Origin of the sequence: Acinetobacter sp. YH12027 (genome assembly GCF_013420085.1) — a bacterium.
GTDB lineage: Bacteria > Pseudomonadota > Gammaproteobacteria > Pseudomonadales > Moraxellaceae > Acinetobacter > Acinetobacter amyesii.
In genome coordinates this window covers 1-19,223 of sequence record NZ_VOYW01000031.1, presented here as the reverse complement: position 1 = coordinate 19,223, position 19,223 = coordinate 1, and the positions used below count along the sequence as shown (strand labels likewise).

Annotated in this window: 16 protein-coding genes, 6 tRNA genes and 1 pseudogene; 15 read left to right on the top strand and 8 right to left on the bottom strand. The window is 42.0% G+C overall.

Going from position 1 to position 19,223, the window contains the following annotated elements; translation table 11 throughout:
• Window positions 1-44: 44 nt before the first annotated feature.
• Window positions 45-920, bottom strand: a complete 876-nt coding sequence (locus FTT94_RS11735; protein ID WP_078191325.1) for a metal-dependent hydrolase — start codon at window positions 918-920, stop codon at window positions 45-47.
• A 145-nt stretch (window positions 921-1,065) separates the two neighbouring features.
• Between FTT94_RS11735 and FTT94_RS11730 the strand changes: the two genes are divergently transcribed.
• Window positions 1,066-2,094, top strand: coding sequence for an AraC family transcriptional regulator (locus FTT94_RS11730; protein WP_180170840.1), 1,029 nt, complete (start codon window positions 1,066-1,068; stop codon window positions 2,092-2,094).
• Between the two features lie 85 nt (window positions 2,095-2,179).
• On the opposite strand, the gene FTT94_RS11725 is transcribed toward FTT94_RS11730, so the two are convergent.
• The gene (locus FTT94_RS11725) at window positions 2,180-3,514 is read right to left on the bottom strand and encodes a Na+/H+ antiporter NhaC family protein (RefSeq protein WP_180009062.1); all 1,335 of its coding nucleotides are present in this window, start codon (window positions 3,512-3,514) and stop codon (window positions 2,180-2,182) included.
• 363 nt (window positions 3,515-3,877) lie between these two features.
• Here FTT94_RS11725 and trpA point away from each other — a divergent pair, with 363 nt between their 5' ends.
• Genes trpA through FTT94_RS11705 form a run of 4 tightly spaced genes read left to right on the top strand, consistent with a single transcriptional unit; the run spans window position 3,878 to window position 7,828 of the window.
• On the top strand, window positions 3,878-4,681 hold the full coding sequence (trpA, locus tag FTT94_RS11720) for a tryptophan synthase subunit alpha (protein WP_078191221.1): 804 nt from the start codon (window positions 3,878-3,880) through the stop codon (window positions 4,679-4,681).
• The gene (gene accD, locus FTT94_RS11715; protein ID WP_111885388.1) at window positions 4,678-5,574 is read left to right on the top strand and encodes an acetyl-CoA carboxylase, carboxyltransferase subunit beta; all 897 of its coding nucleotides are present in this window, start codon (window positions 4,678-4,680) and stop codon (window positions 5,572-5,574) included. Before trpA ends, accD begins: the two co-directional genes overlap by 4 nt.
• Window positions 5,571-6,854, top strand: coding sequence for a bifunctional tetrahydrofolate synthase/dihydrofolate synthase (folC, locus tag FTT94_RS11710; RefSeq protein ID WP_180170839.1), 1,284 nt, complete (start codon window positions 5,571-5,573; stop codon window positions 6,852-6,854). Before accD ends, folC begins: the two co-directional genes overlap by 4 nt.
• Window positions 6,851-7,828, top strand: coding sequence for an SPOR domain-containing protein (locus FTT94_RS11705; RefSeq protein WP_180089792.1), 978 nt, complete (start codon window positions 6,851-6,853; stop codon window positions 7,826-7,828). Before folC ends, FTT94_RS11705 begins: the two co-directional genes overlap by 4 nt.
• Window positions 7,829-7,848: 20 nt before the next feature.
• Here the strand turns inward: FTT94_RS11705 and FTT94_RS11700 are convergent, their stop codons facing one another.
• From FTT94_RS11700 to FTT94_RS11690, 3 genes are all read right to left on the bottom strand, one after another.
• A complete protein-coding gene (locus FTT94_RS11700) occupies window positions 7,849-8,388 on the bottom strand; it encodes a dual specificity protein phosphatase family protein (protein WP_373686034.1) in 540 nt (179 codons plus the stop codon).
• 49 nt (window positions 8,389-8,437) lie between these two features.
• Window positions 8,438-9,265 carry an MBL fold metallo-hydrolase gene (locus FTT94_RS11695; protein WP_180113370.1) on the bottom strand — a complete coding sequence of 276 codons (828 nt, stop codon included), beginning with the start codon at window positions 9,263-9,265 and terminating at the stop codon, window positions 8,438-8,440.
• A 304-nt stretch (window positions 9,266-9,569) separates the two neighbouring features.
• Complete coding sequence (locus tag FTT94_RS11690) at window positions 9,570-10,205, bottom strand: peroxiredoxin (protein WP_078194127.1); 636 nt, start codon at window positions 10,203-10,205, stop codon at window positions 9,570-9,572.
• A 337-nt stretch (window positions 10,206-10,542) separates the two neighbouring features.
• Between FTT94_RS11690 and secA the strand changes: the two genes are divergently transcribed.
• The 10 genes from secA (at window position 10,543) to FTT94_RS11640 (ending at window position 17,196) form a co-directional block, all read left to right on the top strand.
• On the top strand, window positions 10,543-13,266 hold the full coding sequence (gene secA / locus FTT94_RS11685) for a preprotein translocase subunit SecA (RefSeq protein WP_180170837.1): 2,724 nt from the start codon (window positions 10,543-10,545) through the stop codon (window positions 13,264-13,266).
• A 144-nt stretch (window positions 13,267-13,410) separates the two neighbouring features.
• Complete coding sequence (locus tag FTT94_RS11680) at window positions 13,411-13,767, top strand: hypothetical protein (protein ID WP_078191213.1); 357 nt, start codon at window positions 13,411-13,413, stop codon at window positions 13,765-13,767.
• 159 nt (window positions 13,768-13,926) lie between these two features.
• Window positions 13,927-15,147, top strand: coding sequence for a bifunctional glutamate N-acetyltransferase/amino-acid acetyltransferase ArgJ (argJ, locus tag FTT94_RS11675; protein WP_180064009.1), 1,221 nt, complete (start codon window positions 13,927-13,929; stop codon window positions 15,145-15,147).
• Window positions 15,148-15,300: 153 nt separating this feature from the next.
• Window positions 15,301-16,368: a quinolinate synthase NadA gene (nadA, locus tag FTT94_RS11670; RefSeq protein ID WP_180113367.1), complete on the top strand. Its 1,068-nt coding sequence runs from the start codon at window positions 15,301-15,303 to the stop codon at window positions 16,366-16,368.
• Window positions 16,369-16,522: 154 nt separating this feature from the next.
• A tRNA-Pro gene (locus FTT94_RS11665) sits at window positions 16,523-16,599 on the top strand.
• 45 nt (window positions 16,600-16,644) lie between these two features.
• Window positions 16,645-16,721, top strand: a tRNA-Arg gene (locus FTT94_RS11660).
• Window positions 16,722-16,765: 44 nt separating this feature from the next.
• Window positions 16,766-16,841 (top strand) — tRNA-His (locus tag FTT94_RS11655).
• A gap of 3 nt (window positions 16,842-16,844) precedes the next feature.
• Window positions 16,845-16,921, top strand: a tRNA-Pro gene (locus tag FTT94_RS11650).
• A gap of 105 nt (window positions 16,922-17,026) precedes the next feature.
• Window positions 17,027-17,102, top strand: a tRNA-His gene (locus FTT94_RS11645).
• 17 nt (window positions 17,103-17,119) lie between these two features.
• A tRNA-Pro gene (locus tag FTT94_RS11640) sits at window positions 17,120-17,196 on the top strand.
• Between the two features lie 117 nt (window positions 17,197-17,313).
• Here FTT94_RS11640 and FTT94_RS11635 read toward each other — a convergent pair.
• The 3 genes and pseudogenes from FTT94_RS11635 to FTT94_RS11625 form a co-directional block, all read right to left on the bottom strand.
• Window positions 17,314-17,793 carry an OmpA family protein gene (locus tag FTT94_RS11635; protein WP_168378784.1) on the bottom strand — a complete coding sequence of 160 codons (480 nt, stop codon included), beginning with the start codon at window positions 17,791-17,793 and terminating at the stop codon, window positions 17,314-17,316.
• 8 nt (window positions 17,794-17,801) lie between these two features.
• A complete protein-coding gene (locus FTT94_RS11630) occupies window positions 17,802-19,019 on the bottom strand; it encodes a diguanylate cyclase domain-containing protein (RefSeq protein WP_180170836.1) in 1,218 nt (405 codons plus the stop codon).
• Window positions 19,020-19,133: 114 nt separating this feature from the next.
• Window positions 19,134-19,223: pseudogene (locus FTT94_RS11625) on the bottom strand (IS5/IS1182 family transposase); the annotation flags it as partial.

The following is a 19,223-nucleotide window of genomic DNA, read 5'->3' as shown; positions in this document are numbered from 1 at the left end:
CCTATAAAAAAGCCGCAATCGATGCGGCTTTTTTTATTCAATTTTTATTTTGCAGCTTGCCAAAACACTTCAGCTGCTTGTATCGGATCATTGGTTTCTTCATAAGTTTTTAACCAGAGATCATAATTTTGCACAATGGGATGCTGACTCGGATGGAAGTCTTTTTTAAACCAATCTCGATATGGTTTGCTCATACGGGTGAGGGTGCCATTTTTACCAAAGAACCACGGTAAGCCTTTCATATTTAATTTTAAACGTTCAGTGAAACTGAAGCCGTCATGTTTCAGCATCACATTGGCACGGTATAAGGTAAAGCCGAGCATCAATCCACTGGTCCAGACCAGAGTGAATTTCTTTAAATTTTCATCGACCTTCGCCACATCTTTCATCACATCAAAAGCCACATCGCGATGTTCCATTTCTTCTATCGCATGCCAAATAAATAATGCACGGACATAAGGATGCGCAGATTCTAAGACGGACTTTTGGCTACAAAAGGTTTCAGCCATCAATGCAGTCAAATGCTCGGCAGAAGCCGTCATGGCAATGTTGTATTCTGGTGAGCGCTTGCTCAGTTCAAATTTAAAAATTTTATTCAGACGTTTAATGAACGCATCGACAGGCATGCCTTGTTGTTTCATCAACATATTCATTTTGTCATGCGCCATACCGTGCTGCGCTTCTTGACGAATAAAGTCAGCGACACGTTGTTGTAAATCAGGGTCTTGAATTTGACTGCGGAACAGACGTACAGATTCAATAAAATAGCGCTCGCCATCAGGAAAGGTCAGGCTCAAGGCATCAAACATACGTGTTAAAAAGGGGTCTCCGCCAAACCAATAGCGCGGGATTTCTTCTAACTTAAAATTTAGCTTTGTGCGAACAATGGGTTCGACTTGATATTTGACGATAGCATTCATGATATTTTTTCTGTGCAAGTCGTGTTGATTGCAGTATGTCGGAGAAATTGCACTTTGTTTTGACAGATATTGCCAATTTTTATACATTTTACGCCATGATGAAAATATAAAATGTCAGAATTGGCAGGTCAGAAAGAGGGGCGAGATGGCTGAAATTCAGATCCCAAATGGTTACTTCCAACTATGGAATATGGTCTTAATTGAGCGTGAATTAAACTATACACAGCTCGAATGGATTGCGCCGTATGCTGCGCAAATTCAGCATGTGCTGTCTTTGCCGATCGACTCTCAATCGCCGAATTCTTTTTTTAATAGCATCATGCAACTGACTCAGCAGCATCTGGATTGCCCGCAATTGGTCTTTGAAATGGCCAAGTATATTCGTGCAGAGCATTTTGGGGTGTTAGGCTATATGGCGACACTGAGTAATAGTGTTGCAGATGCTTTGCAATATGTGATGCGCTTTAGTCGCTTGGTGATTGATGGCGCGCAAATTGTGCCGATGAATATGAGCCATCAAGATCATCAAATTATTCTGTCTTGGCCACAGCATGATGATGAATATGCTTTGGTGAATGAGTTGACCATGGCCTGTATGGCACATTTGGCCAAGCAAATTTTTCCAGATTCTTTAAAGTTACTCCGCATTCATTTTGCCCATGCGCCGCGGATGGCACGTTATCACTATGAAAAGTTTTATGGCTGCCAAATGGAATTTTCGACCCTTAAATATTCATTTGTGATTCATGCAGACAGTTTGGATTTAAAGTCAGAACTTGCTGATCCGTCACTGATGCAATTGTTATTACGTCAGGCCGAAGAGGCGATCGCCGCTCGTCCGCAACATGCAGATCCAATTCTACAGATGCAACAATGCATCGCTGATCATCTCAAACGAAAACAGCAAGCCCCTAAAATAGAGTGGTTAGCAGAAGAGTTACATCTGTCAGTCAGAACCTTGCAACGACAGTTAAAGGAGAAAGACACCTCGTTTAAACGGCTTTTGGAGCTTGAACGGATGAAACGCTGTGAATATCTACTTTCACAACAAACCCATTTGACGGATATCGCGTTGCAGTTAGGATATTCAGATCAGTCTGCTTTGGCACGTGCTTTTAAGGCATATAGCGGAGAGACATTATTAGCGCGAAAAAAAGCCTTGAGATTAGAATAAAACTTGCAGATTGCTCGTCAAGAAAAGCCTTTCAAACAACATTAAAAAAAAGCGGTCAAACGACCGCTTTTCTTTTAAGCCAAGCTTATGCCGCAGCTTTTAATTTTGGATAACGAAGTAAAATGGCAAGGATGGCAAAGATCGCCAAGACCCAACAGTAATACACACTACCAATCAGTTCCACAGGTGAAAGTTTTGCGATCGAACAAGCCAGTAACAGCTGTGCACCATAAGGAATGAGACCTTGGACTACGCAAGAGAAAATATCCAAGAGCGCAGCAGCACGTTTAGGGTCTACACCATATTCTTTGGCGACTTCACGTGCCATGTCACCAGATAAAATAATTGCGACAGTGTTGTTTGCTACAAATAGGTTAGAGAAAATCACCAAGAAACTGATACCAATTTCACCTGCGCGTTCAGCACCAACTTTAAAGCAGCGTGTAATGCTGTAAATACGTTGAATCAGCCATTCTAAACCGCCTTCTTTTTGCATAATGGCAGAAATACCACCTAAGAAAATAGAAAGCAGGGCAACTTCAAACATGCCGGTAAAGCCCTCATAAATAGAATTATTTAAGCTTAAAAAATTAAATTCAGGTTGAATCACCAAACCAATCAAACCAGACAGTAAGACACCAATAGTCAGCACAGCAAGCACGTGCAAACGTGAAAAGGCCAAAATAAATACGGCTAAATACGGCAGGATTAGCCACGCATTATAAGCTTTGTGTTCAATCGCTTGTGAACCTTGACTCATAATTAAATAGATACAGATGCTGACGATCGATGCAGGAACAGCAATCCAGACATTGACCTTAAATTTATCGCGAAGTTGAACTTTTTGACTGTTCGTTGCAGCAATGGTGGTATCTGAAATCATCGACAGATTATCACCAAACATAGCACCACCGACCACAGCACCAATGGCATACACCACTTCAATTTCGGTGACTTGAGTAAAACCAAAGGCAATTGGCGCGCAGGCTGCAATGGTGCCCATGGAGGTTCCCATCGCTGTGGCAATAAAGGCCGCAATAATAAACAGCATAGGCAGCACGAACTCAGGCGCAATTACCGATAGTCCCAACTGCACTGTTGCATCGACACTACCTATGGCACTGCTGACACTGGCAAAAGCACCAGCGAGCATAAAGACCATGAACATTAAGATCAAATTCGGGTGGCTAGCACCTTTCATAAATGTATCAATCGCGTCATTGATCTTGCCGCGATAGAGCAAAATTGCCAATACAATTGCAGGAAGAGCAGCGACTGGGGCTTTCACTTGATAGAACGCAAACTCAGTTCCAATGATGGAATGGTAAATACCACTGCCCAAAAAAATGGTCAGAAAAACAATAAGCGGGAGCAGTGCAAATGCCCGAGCAGGCACTTTCACTTGTGAATCGGAGGACATAGGAGATAAAAAAATAAAAGTATGCGGCTAGTATAAAGCAGGTTTTGCAATTTAAGGAAAATTAAAATGTAAATGCTAAGCCTGTTATTTTTAACATTTTTTTGATGATAAAATTAAGTTAATCTAAAACCTTATAATTTTGCCAGATCCTAAAATTAGGCATCTTTGATCATTGTGAAAAAAACTGAAATATCGGTAAATGATGCTTTCGGGTTGTTCTGGAAAATTATGTTTGCATGAGAAATGCCGACGGAGGATTGTATACCCTGTTCAATGGGTAAAAAATAGCGTTACAATGCGATGTCTTGTATTTCGACAAAACCCACATCATAGTTTTGATTCATTCAAGGAAAGTATAACCCTATGTCACGTTTAGCCACTCGATTTGGAACGCTTAAATCTCAACAGCGTAAGGCCTTGGTTTCTTATGTTATGGCTGGTGACCCTCATCCACAAGTAACGGTACCTTTGTTACATCAAATGGTTGAGGCAGGTGTAGATGTGATCGAATTGGGTCTTCCATTTTCAGACCCAATGGCGGATGGTCCTGTTATTGCACTTGCCGCTGAGCGTGCACTTGCTGCAGGAACCAATACTCTAGATGCCTTGAACATGGTGAAAGAGTTCCGTAAAAACGATACAGAAACACCAGTAGTACTGATGGGCTATTTAAACCCTGTTGAAGTAATCGGCTATGAAAAGTTTGTTGCCTATGCACATGAATGCGGTGTAGATGGCGTGCTCTTGGTGGACCTTCCACCAGAAGAAGCAAAAGATCTAGATGCAGTATTGAAAAAATACGACATGGATCAAATCTTCTTACTTGCGCCAACATCCACTGATGAACGTATTCAGCATGTGGTGAAACAAGCCAGTGGATTTATCTACTATGTTTCTTTGAAAGGTGTGACAGGTGCAGCGACTTTAGACGTTGCTGAAGCTGCGGCACGTATTCAAAAAATCAAATCGTATACTCAGGTACCTGTCGGCGTTGGCTTTGGTATTAGTGATGCAGCATCGGCGAAAGCCATGGGTGTTGCTGCAGATGCGGTGATTGTAGGTAGTGCTTTTGTTAAACAATTTGCAAACTTAGCGCCAGAACAAGCTGTAATCGAAACAGTGAATAAAGTGAAGGAGCTTCGAGCTGCGCTCGATGAGTTAGTATGAGTCAAGACGCAAAAACAGGCAAAATTCTGAGCGCATCTACGCCATGGACAGAGCGTGCGGTACCAGGTATTCATGTACCTGATGAACAGCAAGCATTAAAGGCGACATTTACTGAGCCGACGATTGAATGTCCTGAGTGTCATGCACTTGTGACTCGTACTGCGATGTCATTTAATGCCTACGTTTGTCCGCAGTGTGATGAACACTTGCGAATGAAAGCGCGTGATCGCTTGAACTGGTTCTTTGACCAAGTACAAAAAGAATTGGGTCAAGAATTTAAAGCCAAAGATCCACTTAAATTTGTAGATAGCAAAGCGTATCCAGACCGTATGTCTGAAGCGCAGAAAAAAACCGGTGAAACAGAAGCTTTAGTGGTAATGCAAGGAACGCTGAAAGGCATTCCAATGATTGCGACTGCTTTCGAATTTGATTTCATGGGCGGTTCAATGGGCACTGTAGTTGGTGACCGTTTTGTTCAAGCGGCTGAACTTGCGATTAAATCCAAACAACCGCTTATTTGCTTCGCTGCCTCTGGCGGTGCACGTATGCAAGAAGGCATGTTGTCACTCATGCAAATGGCGCGTACTTCTGCTGCCATCCAAAAAATGAAAGATGCTGGCTTGCCTTATCTAGTGGTGCTGACACATCCAGTCTATGGTGGTGTGACTGCATCATTGGCAATGCTCGGTGATGTTCACTTGGCTGAACCGAAAGCCATGATTGGTTTTGCTGGTAAGCGTGTGATTGAGCAAACTGTACGTGAAAAATTGGAAGAACCGTTCCAACGTGCAGAATACTTGCTTGATCATGGTGTAGTCGATCAAATTGTCCACCGTCATGCATTACGTGATACAGTTTATCGTATTGTAGCGAAATTGATGAACTTGCCTTGAACACAGCACCACTTGCAACTGATTCTTTAAACACATGGCTCGATTATTGGAGCCATGTTCATGTTACGGGTATTGATTTAGGTCTGGAACGGGTGATTCCTGTTGCGGAACGACTCGGTGTAACCCAGCCTGATGCGAAAGTGCTGACGGTCGCGGGAACCAATGGGAAAGGTTCAACCACGACCACTTTGGCTGCGATTTTAAATGCCCAAGGTTATAACGTGGGGCTATACCAATCACCGCATATCTATCGATTCAATGAACGTGTAAAGCTTCAAGGTGTTGAAGTGGCCGACCAAATCCTGATTGATGCTTTTGTAGCCGTTGATCAGGCGCGTCGTGAATGTGAATTAAGTTTATCTTTTTTTGAAGCGACCACTTTGGCCGCTTTTGTTATTTTTAAACAGCAACATTGCGATGTATGGGTACTTGAAGTAGGCCTTGGTGGTCGACTTGATGTGGTCAATGTCGTCGATCCAGATGTTGCAGTGATTACCAATATTGGTTTAGACCATACCGATTGGTTGGGCGACACCATTGAAAAAATTGCTTTTGAGAAAGCAGGAATTATTCGTCCGAATATTCCTGTGATTTTTGGTGGGCAGCAAGTTTTGCCTGAAACCATTCGTCAAAAAGCAGAAGATTGCCAAGCCGCTTTGCATGTACTCAATCGTGATTATTTTTATCAGTACAGTGATGACGGACAATCTTGGATGTTTGCCTCATCAGGTTCAACCTTAAAATTACCCGTGGGTTCTTTGGCACTCGAAAATATCTCTACGGCTGTAGCAGCAATATTAGCTAGTGGTTTGGTGGTCTCTCAGCAGTCGATCGCTCAAGGGATTATCAATGCCAAGTTACAAGGCCGTTTTGAAGTTAGAGAAATTGCAGGTAAAACGGTGATTTTCGATGCGGGACATAACCCGCATGGTGTTGAATTTTTGTTAAAGCAATTGCGAAATTTTCTCCAGTACAATAAACAATACACAGAAGTGATCAGCGTTTTCTCCATGCTGACTGATAAAGACATAAATTCTGTCGTTAACTTATTGAAAGATACGGTAAGAATGTGGAAAATTGCACAATTAAATGTGCCACGTGCGGCATCTATCACACAATTGGATAGCGCACTACAGCATCAAGTCGTAGAACATTATGACAATGTGCAATTAGCTTTTAAGTCCGCGCTGGAAGAAACAAAGAATAATCAGCTGATTCTGGTATGTGGTTCATTTCATACCTTAGAAGCGGTATGGGAGTATCTGGAAGAATGTCAATGAATAACAAACAACGCTGGATGGGTGGTGTTGTTTTATTAGGTGGTGGTGTACTGCTGGCCGCACTTTTACTTAAAGGCAAAGAAGAAATACATCAAAATCAAAGCCAAACCCCCGAAATGGCTCAAGTTGAGCAACAAGGTCAGGGTGCGGGTAAAATGTCATCATTGACTGTTGATGTTGAAACTGAAAAGCGTTTGCTCGAAGAACAACGACGTACCCGTGAAAAATCGGTTGCGGAGCAAGAAGCACGTGCAGCAGAATTTTTAGCGATGCAACAACAAGCGGAAGCGGATGCAGCACGTAAAGCAGCAGAAGAATATGCTGCTTTAAACGCACATCGTTCAGCTCAACAAAGTTCGGATAATATTCCTCCCGAATTGGTTGAAGATGAAAAAGTCAAGCAAAAGCGTTTAGCTGAGGATAAGTTGGCGGCTCAAAAAAAGTTAGAGAGTCAGTCGGCGCAGCAAAAGGCTGATCAGGCACGTATCGCAGCAGATAAACAAAAAGCCGAAGCAAAACGTAAAGCGGATGCTCAAAAAGAAGCTGAACGTAAAGCACATGCTGAAGCTGAGAAAAAAGCAGCAGATAAGAAAGCAGCCGAAGCGAAGCAACAAGCTGAAGAAAAGCGTAAAGCCGAAGAAAAGCACAAGGCAGAAGAAAAGCGTAAAGCAGAAGCCAAGAAAAAAGCTGAAGCTGAAAAAGCACGTGATCTGTTGGAAAATGGCGATAAGCAATGGATGGTACAAGTTGCACTGGCTGCCAATGAAGCCAATGCAGATGCCGTCGCTGCAAAATTACGTGCAAAAGGCTATAAAGTGACAAAGAGTCCGACATCTAAAGGCATTCGTATCATGGTCGGCCCTTCGAAGGACCGTGATGCTGCGGACGCAACACGTAAAAAGATCAATTCAGATGCAAGTTTGAATATGAAATCGGCGTGGGTGATTGATTGGGTACCACTCGATAAACGCTAAGTTTATTTGAGGAATGACCTTTAATAAGATGGATTCAGTAGTTGCTGCTGAATCCATCTTACATTTTTAGGGCTGAATAATCGGTCTATATTTTTCCAAATAGGGTGGAAGCCATAGCCACCTTGTTTCATTTCACGCTTTGCTTCCTCAATGGACCAATGCTGAAAAATAATACGGTACATTGCCACACTCGCGCCTGTACGGTCTGAGCCGTGGTAGCAATGGATTAACACTTTTTGCTGCTGTTGTTCAGCCACTTTTATAGTTTTCATCACCGTCAGTAAATCTTCACGATCGATTTGCCACGTGTGTATCGGAATATGTACAAATTTAATCTTTTGCGTATCAATGACATTGTTTAAGCGTTCTGGGTCATGATGCCGTGAACGTAAATTTATGATCACATCGATGTGCTGTTCTCGTAGAACAGGGGCGAGATCTGCATTAGGTTGTTCACTGCGAAATAGCGTTGGGCTGATTTGATAAAAATTATGCTGTTGATGAACGACTTTTCCCCAATGCTTAGGACGTTCATTTAACGGTAATGGATTTGATGTCATGCAACCCGTGAAGCTGAAGCTAACACTAAGGAGGATCATTGGCAGGATTTTAGCGGTCATTGCTTGTGTTCTGATAGCGAGCGAGTTCGAATGGGTCATGTGCGCAGATGAGATCGATGTCCGGATGCTGTGCTAACTGCTGAATCTTATGAAGTGTGTGCAGTCGCTGTGTATTGTCGGTGGCAAATAAACGCTCAAGCTGATTTAAGGCCCGCGAATGAAAATTTGGATTTAATTGATGCTGTGAGTAATAAGCATCGCCACAATATAACAACCAGCGCTGGTTATTTTTAATCGCAATACCGGCATGACCAGCGGTATGTCCCAAAAGTGGAAGCATTAAAATGTCATCTTGAAAAATAGACAGACCGGCAGTGTGTTCTAAGTTAAACCATGCTTGCGTCCCGATGCTTTCGATAAAATTCCAATAACGATGCAGTTGGAATTGCTGTGGTCGATAGCGCAGTCGTGATTTTAAGCTATGAAGGTTTTGAGTGGCATTATATTCACTGGCTAAGACATGCACAGTCGCCTGCGGAAAATCAGAGATCCCGCCAGCATGATCAAAATCTAAGTGTGACAACAAAATGTGTTGAACATCTTGAGCCTTAAAGCCTAATTTTTGAATTTGATGAATCGCACTTAGTTGCGGATTAAATTTGATCTGCGCTGTGCGTGAAATAAACCGACCTAAACGATTTTGTGGATGCAAATAATCTTGTAAGCCCAGTCCTGTATCGACTAAGACGAGCCCTTTATCGGTTTCAATGAGCAGGCAATGACAGACCAAATGTGCGCGAAAGCCTTTCTGTCCAAATAAAGGGGCACACGTTGGACAAAAACTACCACAATGTAAATGATGAATTTGATGAATCACGGTTTGTTGTTTTCAAGTTTTTCTTAGTTATAACGGAATTGTGATGTTTAACCAATCTAATCCCAGAGAGGAATTTGTAATCAAAAAAAAGCTCATCCGAAGATGAGCAGGTTGGAGAATGCCAGAACGGGCTCATCATTCGTTCTGAGGGGAAAACTATAAGTAACTATAAGTAACTATGGTTATGATTTTTAGTTGACTCAGGTGCTGCACTTAAAAATAGTTAAATTTGTACCTTCGCTTTGGTCACTCACAGCAGAGCTTCTTATCTTGCGCTCGGACAGCGTAATGCTCCGTTTTATCCTCACTTAGGTTGAGGCGTTAAACGAAGGTAAGGCGTAACTGCGTTATATCCTTGAGGAAAGCGTTGTTTGATTTCCTCTTCATCTTTTAATGACGGCACAATCACCACATCTTCACCTTGTTGCCAGTTGGCCGGTGTTGCAACTTTATGGTTGTCTGTCAGTTGCAAAGAGTCAATGACACGTAAAATTTCATGGAAGTTACGCCCTGTAGATGCAGGATAAGTAATGATTAAACGGACCTTTTTATTTGGATCGATGATCACCAAAGAGCGAACAGTTAATGTTTCGCTGGCATTGGGGTGAATGAAATCATAAAGGGTAGACACTTTACGGTCTTTGTCTGCAATGATCGGGAAGTTCACCGTGGTATTTTGAGTATTATTAATGTCATTAATCCAACCATGATGCGACTCAACATCATCAACAGACAGGGCAATGGCCTTGACACCACGTTTGCTAAATTCATCTTTTAGTTTTGCGGTAAATCCAAGTTCTGTGGTGCAGACTGGGGTGTAATCGGCTGGATGCGAAAATAAAATGCCCCAACTGTCACCTAAAAAGTCATAAAAATGAATGCTGCCTTCGCTTGAGTCTTGAGTAAAGTCTGGTGCAGTATCACCTAAACGAATCGTCATGGAATATCCCCGTATTTATTGAATTTGTTTAACTCAAAAATAAATATGAAGGATTTTTTTTATGATTAAAAATAGTGTTTTTTCATTTCTTTATGAATATATTTCATATAAAACAGTTTTATTGGGGGATAAATGCGAAATATCTCACGACAGAGTCACTATGTTGTCTGCAGAAAATTTGTTACATTAGCTTGCCTTAAGTCTCCGGGGCTAGAACCCGAGCGCAGAATATTTAAGGGGATTTTTGTGCAAAACCCTTGTACTTCGAATTTCTAGCACCATAATAACGACTAAGAAAATATATTCATTTGACAAGCAAGATTTAGAGAGTCTATTCATGTTGGCAAGTCTGATCGGAGGAATCTTCGGTACCAAAAATGAGCGCGAACTCAAACGCATGCGTAAAATCGTAGAGAAGATTAATGCGCTCGAGCCGACGATATCTGTTCTAAGCGATGCAGACTTATCTGCAAAAACTGAAGAATTCAAAGAACGTTATAAAAAAGGCGACAGCCTTGATAAATTATTACCTGAAGCGTTTGCTGTTTGTCGTGAAGCTGCAAAGCGTGTCATGGGCATGCGTCATTATGATGTACAGCTGATTGGTGGTATTACTTTACATGAAGGTAAGATCGCAGAGATGCGTACCGGTGAAGGTAAAACCCTCATGGGAACGCTTGCTTGTTACCTCAATGCGATCAATGGTGAAGGTGTTCACGTGATTACGGTGAACGATTACTTGGCGCAACGTGATGCTGAATTAAACCGTCCATTATTCGAATTTTTAGGTTTAAGCATTGGGATTATTTACTCAATGCAAGACCCAACTGAAAAAGCTCAAGCGTATCGTGCAGACATTACTTACGGTACCAACAACGAATTCGGTTTCGACTACTTGCGTGACAACATGGTGTTTTCTGCTGCTGAGAAAAAACAGCGCAGCTTAACCTATGCCATCATCGATGAGGTCGATTCGATCCTGATTGATGAAGCACGTACACCGTTGATCATTTCTGGTCAATCAGAAGACTCTTCTCAGTTGTATGCCGCAATTAACAGCATCCCACCAAAACTTCATGCACAAAAAGAAGAGAAGGTGCCAGATGGCGGTCACTTCTGGATTGATGAAAAACAGCGCTCAGTAGAAATGACCGAAGTCGGTTATGAAACTGTTGAAGCTGAATTGATTCAAATGGGCTTGCTTGCTGAAGGTGAAAGTCTATATTCATCTGCAAACTTGAACTTGGTACACCATGTTTCTGCGGCCATTCGTGCGCATTACCTATACCAACGCAACGTGCATTACATCATCAATGATGGTGAAGTGATTATTGTCGATGAAAACACCGGTCGTACCATGCCGGGTCGTCGTTGGTCTGAAGGTTTGCATCAAGCAGTGGAAGCAAAAGAAGGTTTGGAAATTCAACCTGAAAACCAAACTTTGGCAACCACCACATTCCAGAACTATTTCCGTCTTTATAAGAAATTATCAGGGATGACGGGTACTGCAGATACTGAAGCTGCAGAAATGAAAGAAATTTATGGCTTGGATGTTGTACTGATTCCAACCCATCGCCCGATGATTCGTAATGACCAAAACGATTTAATCTATTTAAACCGTGAAGGTAAATACAACGCCATCATTCAAGAAATTCAACGTGTTCATGAAGCAGGTGTTGCACCGATTCTGATTGGTACAGCAACCATTGAAGCCTCTGAAATTTTATCAGATAAGCTGAAAGAAGCTGGCATTCAACATGAAGTGCTCAATGCGAAACAACATGAGCGTGAAGCGGATATTATTGCGCAAGCGGGTTCACCGCGTGCAGTGACGATTGCTACCAACATGGCCGGTCGTGGTACCGATATTCTGTTGGGTGGTAACTGGAAAGCCTTACTGGCGAAGATTGAAGAGCCAACGGCAGCAGATGAAGCGCGTTTAAAAGCTGAGTGGGAACAAAATCATGACATGGTGTTGAACTCTGGTGGTTTACACATCATTGGTTCAGAACGTCATGAATCTCGTCGTATTGATAACCAGTTACGTGGTCGTGCGGGTCGTCAAGGTGACCCAGGTGTATCACGGTTCTACTTGTCGCTTGAAGATGACTTGATGCGTATCTTTGCTGGTGATCGCGTGGTTGCGATGATGCGTGCCATGGGTCTGAAAGAAGATGAAGCCATTGAACATAAAATGGTGTCACGCTCGATTGAAAATGCACAACGTAAAGTTGAAGCACGTAACTTCGATATTCGTAAAAATCTATTGAAATACGATGACGTAAACAACGAGCAACGTAAGATTATTTACTCTCAACGTGATGAAATTCTTGAAGAAGCATCATTGCAAGATTACATCGAAACAATGATTCACGATGTGACTAAAGGCATGATCGAAGTATATATTCCACCTGAGTCTATTCACGATCAGTGGGATATTGAAGGTCTTGAAAAAGCACTTCGTGAAGATCTATCGATTGAATTGCCAATTTCGCAGTGGCTAGAGCAAGATCGTCGTTTAGATGAAGAAGCTTTGGTTGAACGTATTACTGATGAAGTTCTTCAGCATTACCGTTCACGTCGTACACAAATGGGTGACGAAACGGCTGCAATGCTAGAACGTCACTTTATGTTGAATTCATTGGACCGCCATTGGAAAGAGCATTTGGCAGCGATGGATTACTTACGTCAAGGGATTCATTTACGTGGTTATGCGCAGAAAAATCCTGAGCAAGAATACAAAAAAGAAGCCTTTAACTTATTTGTAAACATGCTTGCCGTGATTAAGTCCGATGTCGTGACAGATCTATCTCGTATTCATGTGCCAACAGCCGAAGAACTTGCAGAAATGGAAGCTCAAAAACAGGCTCAAGCAGAATCAATGAATCTTCAATTGTCACACAATGACTTTGATAATTTATTGGCTGAAGCTAATGGTGACGACATTATCGATGCGCAGTATACCCCTGCAGAGCAAGTGATTGTTCCGCCAGAAAGCCGTAACTCACCGTGCCCATGTGGTTCAGGTCTGAAATATAAACAATGTCACGGTAAAATCTAAACGACATTGTTTAATTTCAAAAAAATCAGAGCACGAAGGCTCTGATTTTTTATTTGTACTGTTGATCTGACCTGAATAGTATTTGCAGTTCAGCAGATTAAATGTTATTTAGTTTCTATCAATAACCGTAAGACGGAAAAGACAATGAAAAAAGTACTAAAACCGTTCATGATTGCTGCTTTGGCTTTGCCAACTTTTGCCTTTGCAAACGCTCCTCAGACGACTTCTGTCGAGAAAGTTCAACAAGCAGTTGGTCCAACAACAACTCAAGTACAGGTTGGTACTGACGGTCAAGTGACTGTAGCAAGCCCGCGTACGGGTATTCGTTATACCTTTGCCAATCCAAATCGTCCGATCGTATTGCAAACTGCGAAAATTGCAGCAGCCAATGCAGCGAATGCTGACCGTATTGTGGCTGAAAACCCAGCACTTTCTGCTGCGAGTCAACAAAAAGCGAAACAAGTGCTTCTTGATGAAGCAACTCAGCTGGCGCGTAACTAATTTACGACGAACAGCGATAAAGACCAGTCGAAAGACTGGTTTTTTATGCGCAAAAGAAATCCACAATAAAATTACAGCAAAACCGTGCTTCTGCTCGATTTTTTATAGAATTTGCACTAAGCTGTATTTTTTATAACTCATATAGTTGGACGTTGAAAAATGGCAGTTGGTGACGTATCTATGCCACAGATGCATGTGGTGAAAGGTGTAAAAATCGGTTCGGCTGAAGCGTATGTGCGCTATCAGAACCGACGTGACCTAGTCATTTTTGAATTTGCTGAGGGTTCTAATGTCGCAGGCGTTTTTACTCAAAATGCATTTTGTGCAGCGCCGGTGCATATTTCGAAAGCACACTTATTAGCAGGTAATCCACGTTATCTAGTGATTAATACCGGAAATGCCAATGCCGGTACTGGCAAAATCGGTATGGCAAATGCTGAAGCGACGTGTGCGAAACTGGCGGAACTGGCAGGTGTTCAAAATACAGAAGTCCTTCCTTTTTCAACGGGTGTAATTGGCGAGCAATTACCTATTGATCGTTTGGTTCAAGGCTTGCAACCCGCATTAGATAGTTTACAAGAAGATGCTTGGTTGGATGCGGCAACAGGCATTATGACCACAGATACCACACCTAAAGGTGCATCTGAGCAGTTTGAGCTAGATGGGGTTCTGTATACCATGACTGGTATTTCTAAAGGTGCAGGCATGATTCGTCCAAATATGGCGACCATGTTGAGTTATGTAGCAACGGATGCACCCATTAGTCGTGAGTTAGTGCAACAGCTTTTGAAAACCACAGTTAACCTGTCGTTTAACCGTATTACAGTGGATGGTGATACCTCAACGAATGACTCATGTATTTTGATTGCAACGGGTCAAGCTGGTGGCGTAGAAATTACTTCAGAAACAGATTCACGTTATGCTGCTGTTTTAGACGTGTTAACACGTGTGATGAAACGACTTGCACAGCTTATTGTCCGTGATGGTGAAGGTGCGACGAAGTTTATTACTGTGGCGGTAGAAGGTGGTGCAGATACTCAAGAATGTTGCGATATTGCTTATAGCATTGCACATTCACCGTTGGTTAAAACTGCAATCTTCGCATCAGATCCAAACTGGGGCCGTATTTTGGCAGCTATTGGTTATGCCGGTGTGCCAAACTTAGATGTTGAAAAAATTCAGGTCTGGTTAGGTGATGTTCAAATCTGTAAAGACGGTGGTGCCGCAGCAGATTATACCGAAGCAGCAGGGGCTGCAGAGATGGAAAAATCTGAGATCACGATCCGTGTAGATTTAGGACGTGGAAGTGCTCGAGATACTGTGTATACCTGTGACCTGTCGTATGACTATGTCAAGATTAACGCAGATTACCGTTCATAAGGTATTTGATGTTTTTGAAAAGCCTCCGTTGTGAGGCTTTTTTATAAGTGGAACTTTTTAATGACCGGTAAAAAATAGCCAAGTGCCATATTTATGGGTCAGTTGTGAAGCACCTGTGTAGTAGCAGGCATTAAGGGTAGAGAAGACGTTGTGATGAATAATGCAAACAACTTAATTGCAAATGAAGCAAAATCAATTGTACAAGCGCATTTGGATCGTTTGGGCGATGTTAAAGAGCATCACTTAACGGAAGCTGCAAAGCTTGAAAAGTTTGAATTAATTAAAGCGGAACTCAAAAAGCGTAACGCTGTCCTTGTTGCACACTATTACTGTGATCCTGAAGTGCAAGAATTAGCAGAACTGACTGGTGGATGCGTTTCGGATTCACTTGAAATGGCACGTTTTGGTCGGGATCATGAAGCAACGACGTTGGTGGTTGCAGGGGTGAAATTCATGGGGGAGACCTCAAAGATTTTATCTCCTGAAAAAACCGTACTGATGCCAACCCTAGAAGCAACATGCTCACTTGATTTGGGTTGTCCTGTCGATGAATTTACCAAATTTTGCGATGCACATCCGGATCATACGGTTGTGGTATATGCCAATACCTCGGCGGCAGTGAAAGCACGTGCAGACTGGGTGGTAACCTCGAGCTGTGCTGTTGAAATTGTTGAGCATTTAGATAGTTTAGGTGAAAAAATTATTTGGGCACCCGATCAGCATCTCGGTCGCTATATTCAAAAGAAAACCGGTGCAGACATGTTGCTATGGGATGGGGCATGTATTGTCCATGAAGAATTTCGTGCACGTGGTATTGACAATATGAAGGCGTTGTATCCTGATGCAGCAGTTTTGGTGCATCCCGAGTCACCAGAATCTGTGGTGGATATTGCAGATGCCGTCGGTAGCACCTCGCAATTGATCAAGGCTGCACAAACCTTGCCACACGAACGTTTAATCGTGGCAACAGATCGTGGTATTTTTTACAAAATGCAGCAAGCTGTACCAAATAAAATTCTCATCGAAGCACCGACGGCAGGTGAGGGAGCGACTTGTCGTTCATGTGCGCATTGTCCTTGGATGGCGATGAATGAATTAGATGGCATTCTCGAAGTTTTACAAAAAGGCGATCAAGAAATTTTCGTAGATCCAGTGCTCGCTGAGCGTGCTAAATTGCCTTTAGATCGGATGTTGAATTTCAGTGCCAGTTTAAAACGTTAATTTTTGCTTGAAAAATGATTAAAGTGCTTGATAAATAATCGCTTGAAATGATTTTTTATGTTTTTTTGAAGATAGGTGTTGACGTTAATCAACGTCACGCCTAGAATGCACACCGTACCGCATGATATGCGATACAGCGAAAGCTGAGATGAAACGGAGCATAGCACAGCCTGGTAGTGCACCTGGTTTGGGACCAGGGGGTCGTAGGTTCGAATCCTACTGCTCCGACCAATTTCTCAAGGCAAAAATCGCGTGATAGTCTATGTCATCGGTAATGCGCCTGTAGCTCAGTTGGATAGAGCATCCGCCTTCTAAGCGGATGGTCACAGGTTCGAATCCTGTCAGGCGCGCCATTTTAATGGTGTTCTGATACTAGAATCTGAAACTTGTTGTGATGGTGGATGTAGCTCAGTTGGTAGAGCCCCGGATTGTGATTCCGGTTGTCGTGGGTTCGAATCCCATCATTCACCCCAATTCGGAGCATAGCACAGCCTGGTAGTGCACCTGGTTTGGGACCAGGGGGTCGTAGGTTCGAATCCTACTGCTCCGACCATTTTCTTAAAGAAAACGGTCGATAAAAGATACCGCATACAGCGGTTTTTTTATGCCTGTAATTTAAAATGCGTTATATTGGTTATTCACAAGCAAGAACATGATGGTGGATGTAGCTCAGTTGGTAGAGCCCCGGATTGTGATTCCGGTTGTCGTGGGTTCGAATCCCATCATTCACCCCAATTTTTAAAGTTGAAAGCGGAGCATAGCACAGCCTGGTAGTGCACCTGGTTTGGGACCAGGGGGTCGTAGGTTCGAATCCTACTGCTCCGACCATTTATCTCAAAAGCAATACTGTAAAAAAAGATGCCGCATTTAGCGGTTTTTTTATGCCTAAAATTTATAAACACAATAAAAAAGCCACCTTATGGTGGCTTTTTTATATTTCACTATTTAGGGAATGATCGTGACATTTACACGACGGTTGATGGCACGATTTGTTTCGGTGTCATTGGAAACCATCGGCTGTTCAGCACCACGGGCAATAATTTGAATATTTGAACTGTTATAACCTTGCTTTAAGAAGACGTTTGCGACGCTTTGCGCACGTTTTTCTGACAGTTGTTGGTTGTAATTGGTTTGTCCAACATTATCCGTATGACCAATAAACTTAATTTTGTTTAGGTCATATTTAATCAGTTGAGTGGCAAGTGTATTTAACTTGCCTTGTTGGTGGGGTTGAATTTGATAATCATCAAAACCAAATAAAAGACGTTCTGGTAGGGCAAGTGTCCAACCATCATTGGTTAAGACAAAACCTTCTTTTTTAAGCATGCGTGCTTGTTTGTAGCTTAAGTTACCTAAACTCATGCAGGCTGTCATAGTGGCCGTGAATGCAAGTATAAATAAAACTTTAAATGCGTTCTTTAACATAGCAAATCCTATGAGTTGGGGCGTTGTGGTGCAATGCACCAATGATTATTCGAAAGTTTAGCATCATACATGGCGCGATCCGCATCTGCGATCAGATCTCCTGGTGATTTCGCATTTTGGATCAGTGCCACACCAATATTAGCTTGTAATGCAATATTATGTTGCTCATAAACAAATGTGGAGCCATAGCATTCATGTATTTTGTGACAAAAGACTTCGAGTTCTGTCAAGAAATTTAAACGATTGATAATAATTGCAAATTCATCACCACCGAGTCGCGCAACGAAAGCATCATCTGGCAGTGCTTGCTTTAAACAGTGTGATGAGGCGCGCAGTACAGCATCCCCAGCTAAGTGTCCATATTGGTCATTCACATGTTTAAAGTTTTCAATATCGACAAAGAACACGGCAGCGTTCGCTTGTAAGTCAAATAGCTCAAACAGCTTTTCATAAAAATAATTGCGATTTGGTAATTGGGTTAATGCATCATGACGTGCTAGATGAATTAGCTTGTCATTTTCTGAAATTAAGTTTTTATTTGACTGTTCAATTTCACTAAGTAAACCATTAAAGGCGGTACTGAGTGCGTGTAATTCTTGAATATCAGAGTTTGAAACCCGCATTTTATAATCTTTCTTAATACTAATGGTTTGAGCTGATTCAACAATAGAGCGAACGGATTGCATTAAGTATTGATAAACAGAGTTCACCGACCAAAACACAGTAGCCAATAAAAGAATGAAACCTAAAAATAAACCCAGCAAAATTTTATGGAAGAAACTAACTAAATCTGAAGAGTTTCCATATACGATCAGTTCGCCATAACTTTTCTGATCATGATGGATATCTAAACGAATCGGTTGGCTAAAAAAGAAATAATCCAAAATCGCTTGGCTGGAAAATGTTGAAATTTCTTGTTGCTCGGCATGAGCAAGCGATGCATTTTGATGGTTTGTAATTTCAATAGAGCGAATAGGATACAGTTGGGTGTATTCATTTAAAATTTGACGCATCGTTGTTTGGTCATTAAAGACCACAGCAGGTTGAACGCGTTCGTTTATCGCGTTCGATAAAATCGTTAAGCTGTTTTTTGCATATGTATGCATGGTATAGGTGGAAATCACCAAAAAAATCGCAGAACAAATCGTAAAAGTTAAAGCAAAGATGGTGAGCTGCGAACGTGTAAATAATTGGTGTAATGTAATTGGGTTGTAGAGTTGTTTCATTCGGCTGACTCCGATGACTTCGCCAGTAATAAAACGCGTGGATCAATATGTATTTGTGACTGCGTTAAGCTTTCCATATTAGGGTGTGTTGACATTTACAGCCGATAAATTGAGCTAAAGAGGCAACCATATAAATATACAAGCTAAAGCAACAGCGCTTTGATAGTTACGTTTTAGCTTATCGTATCTTGTGGCAATTCCTCT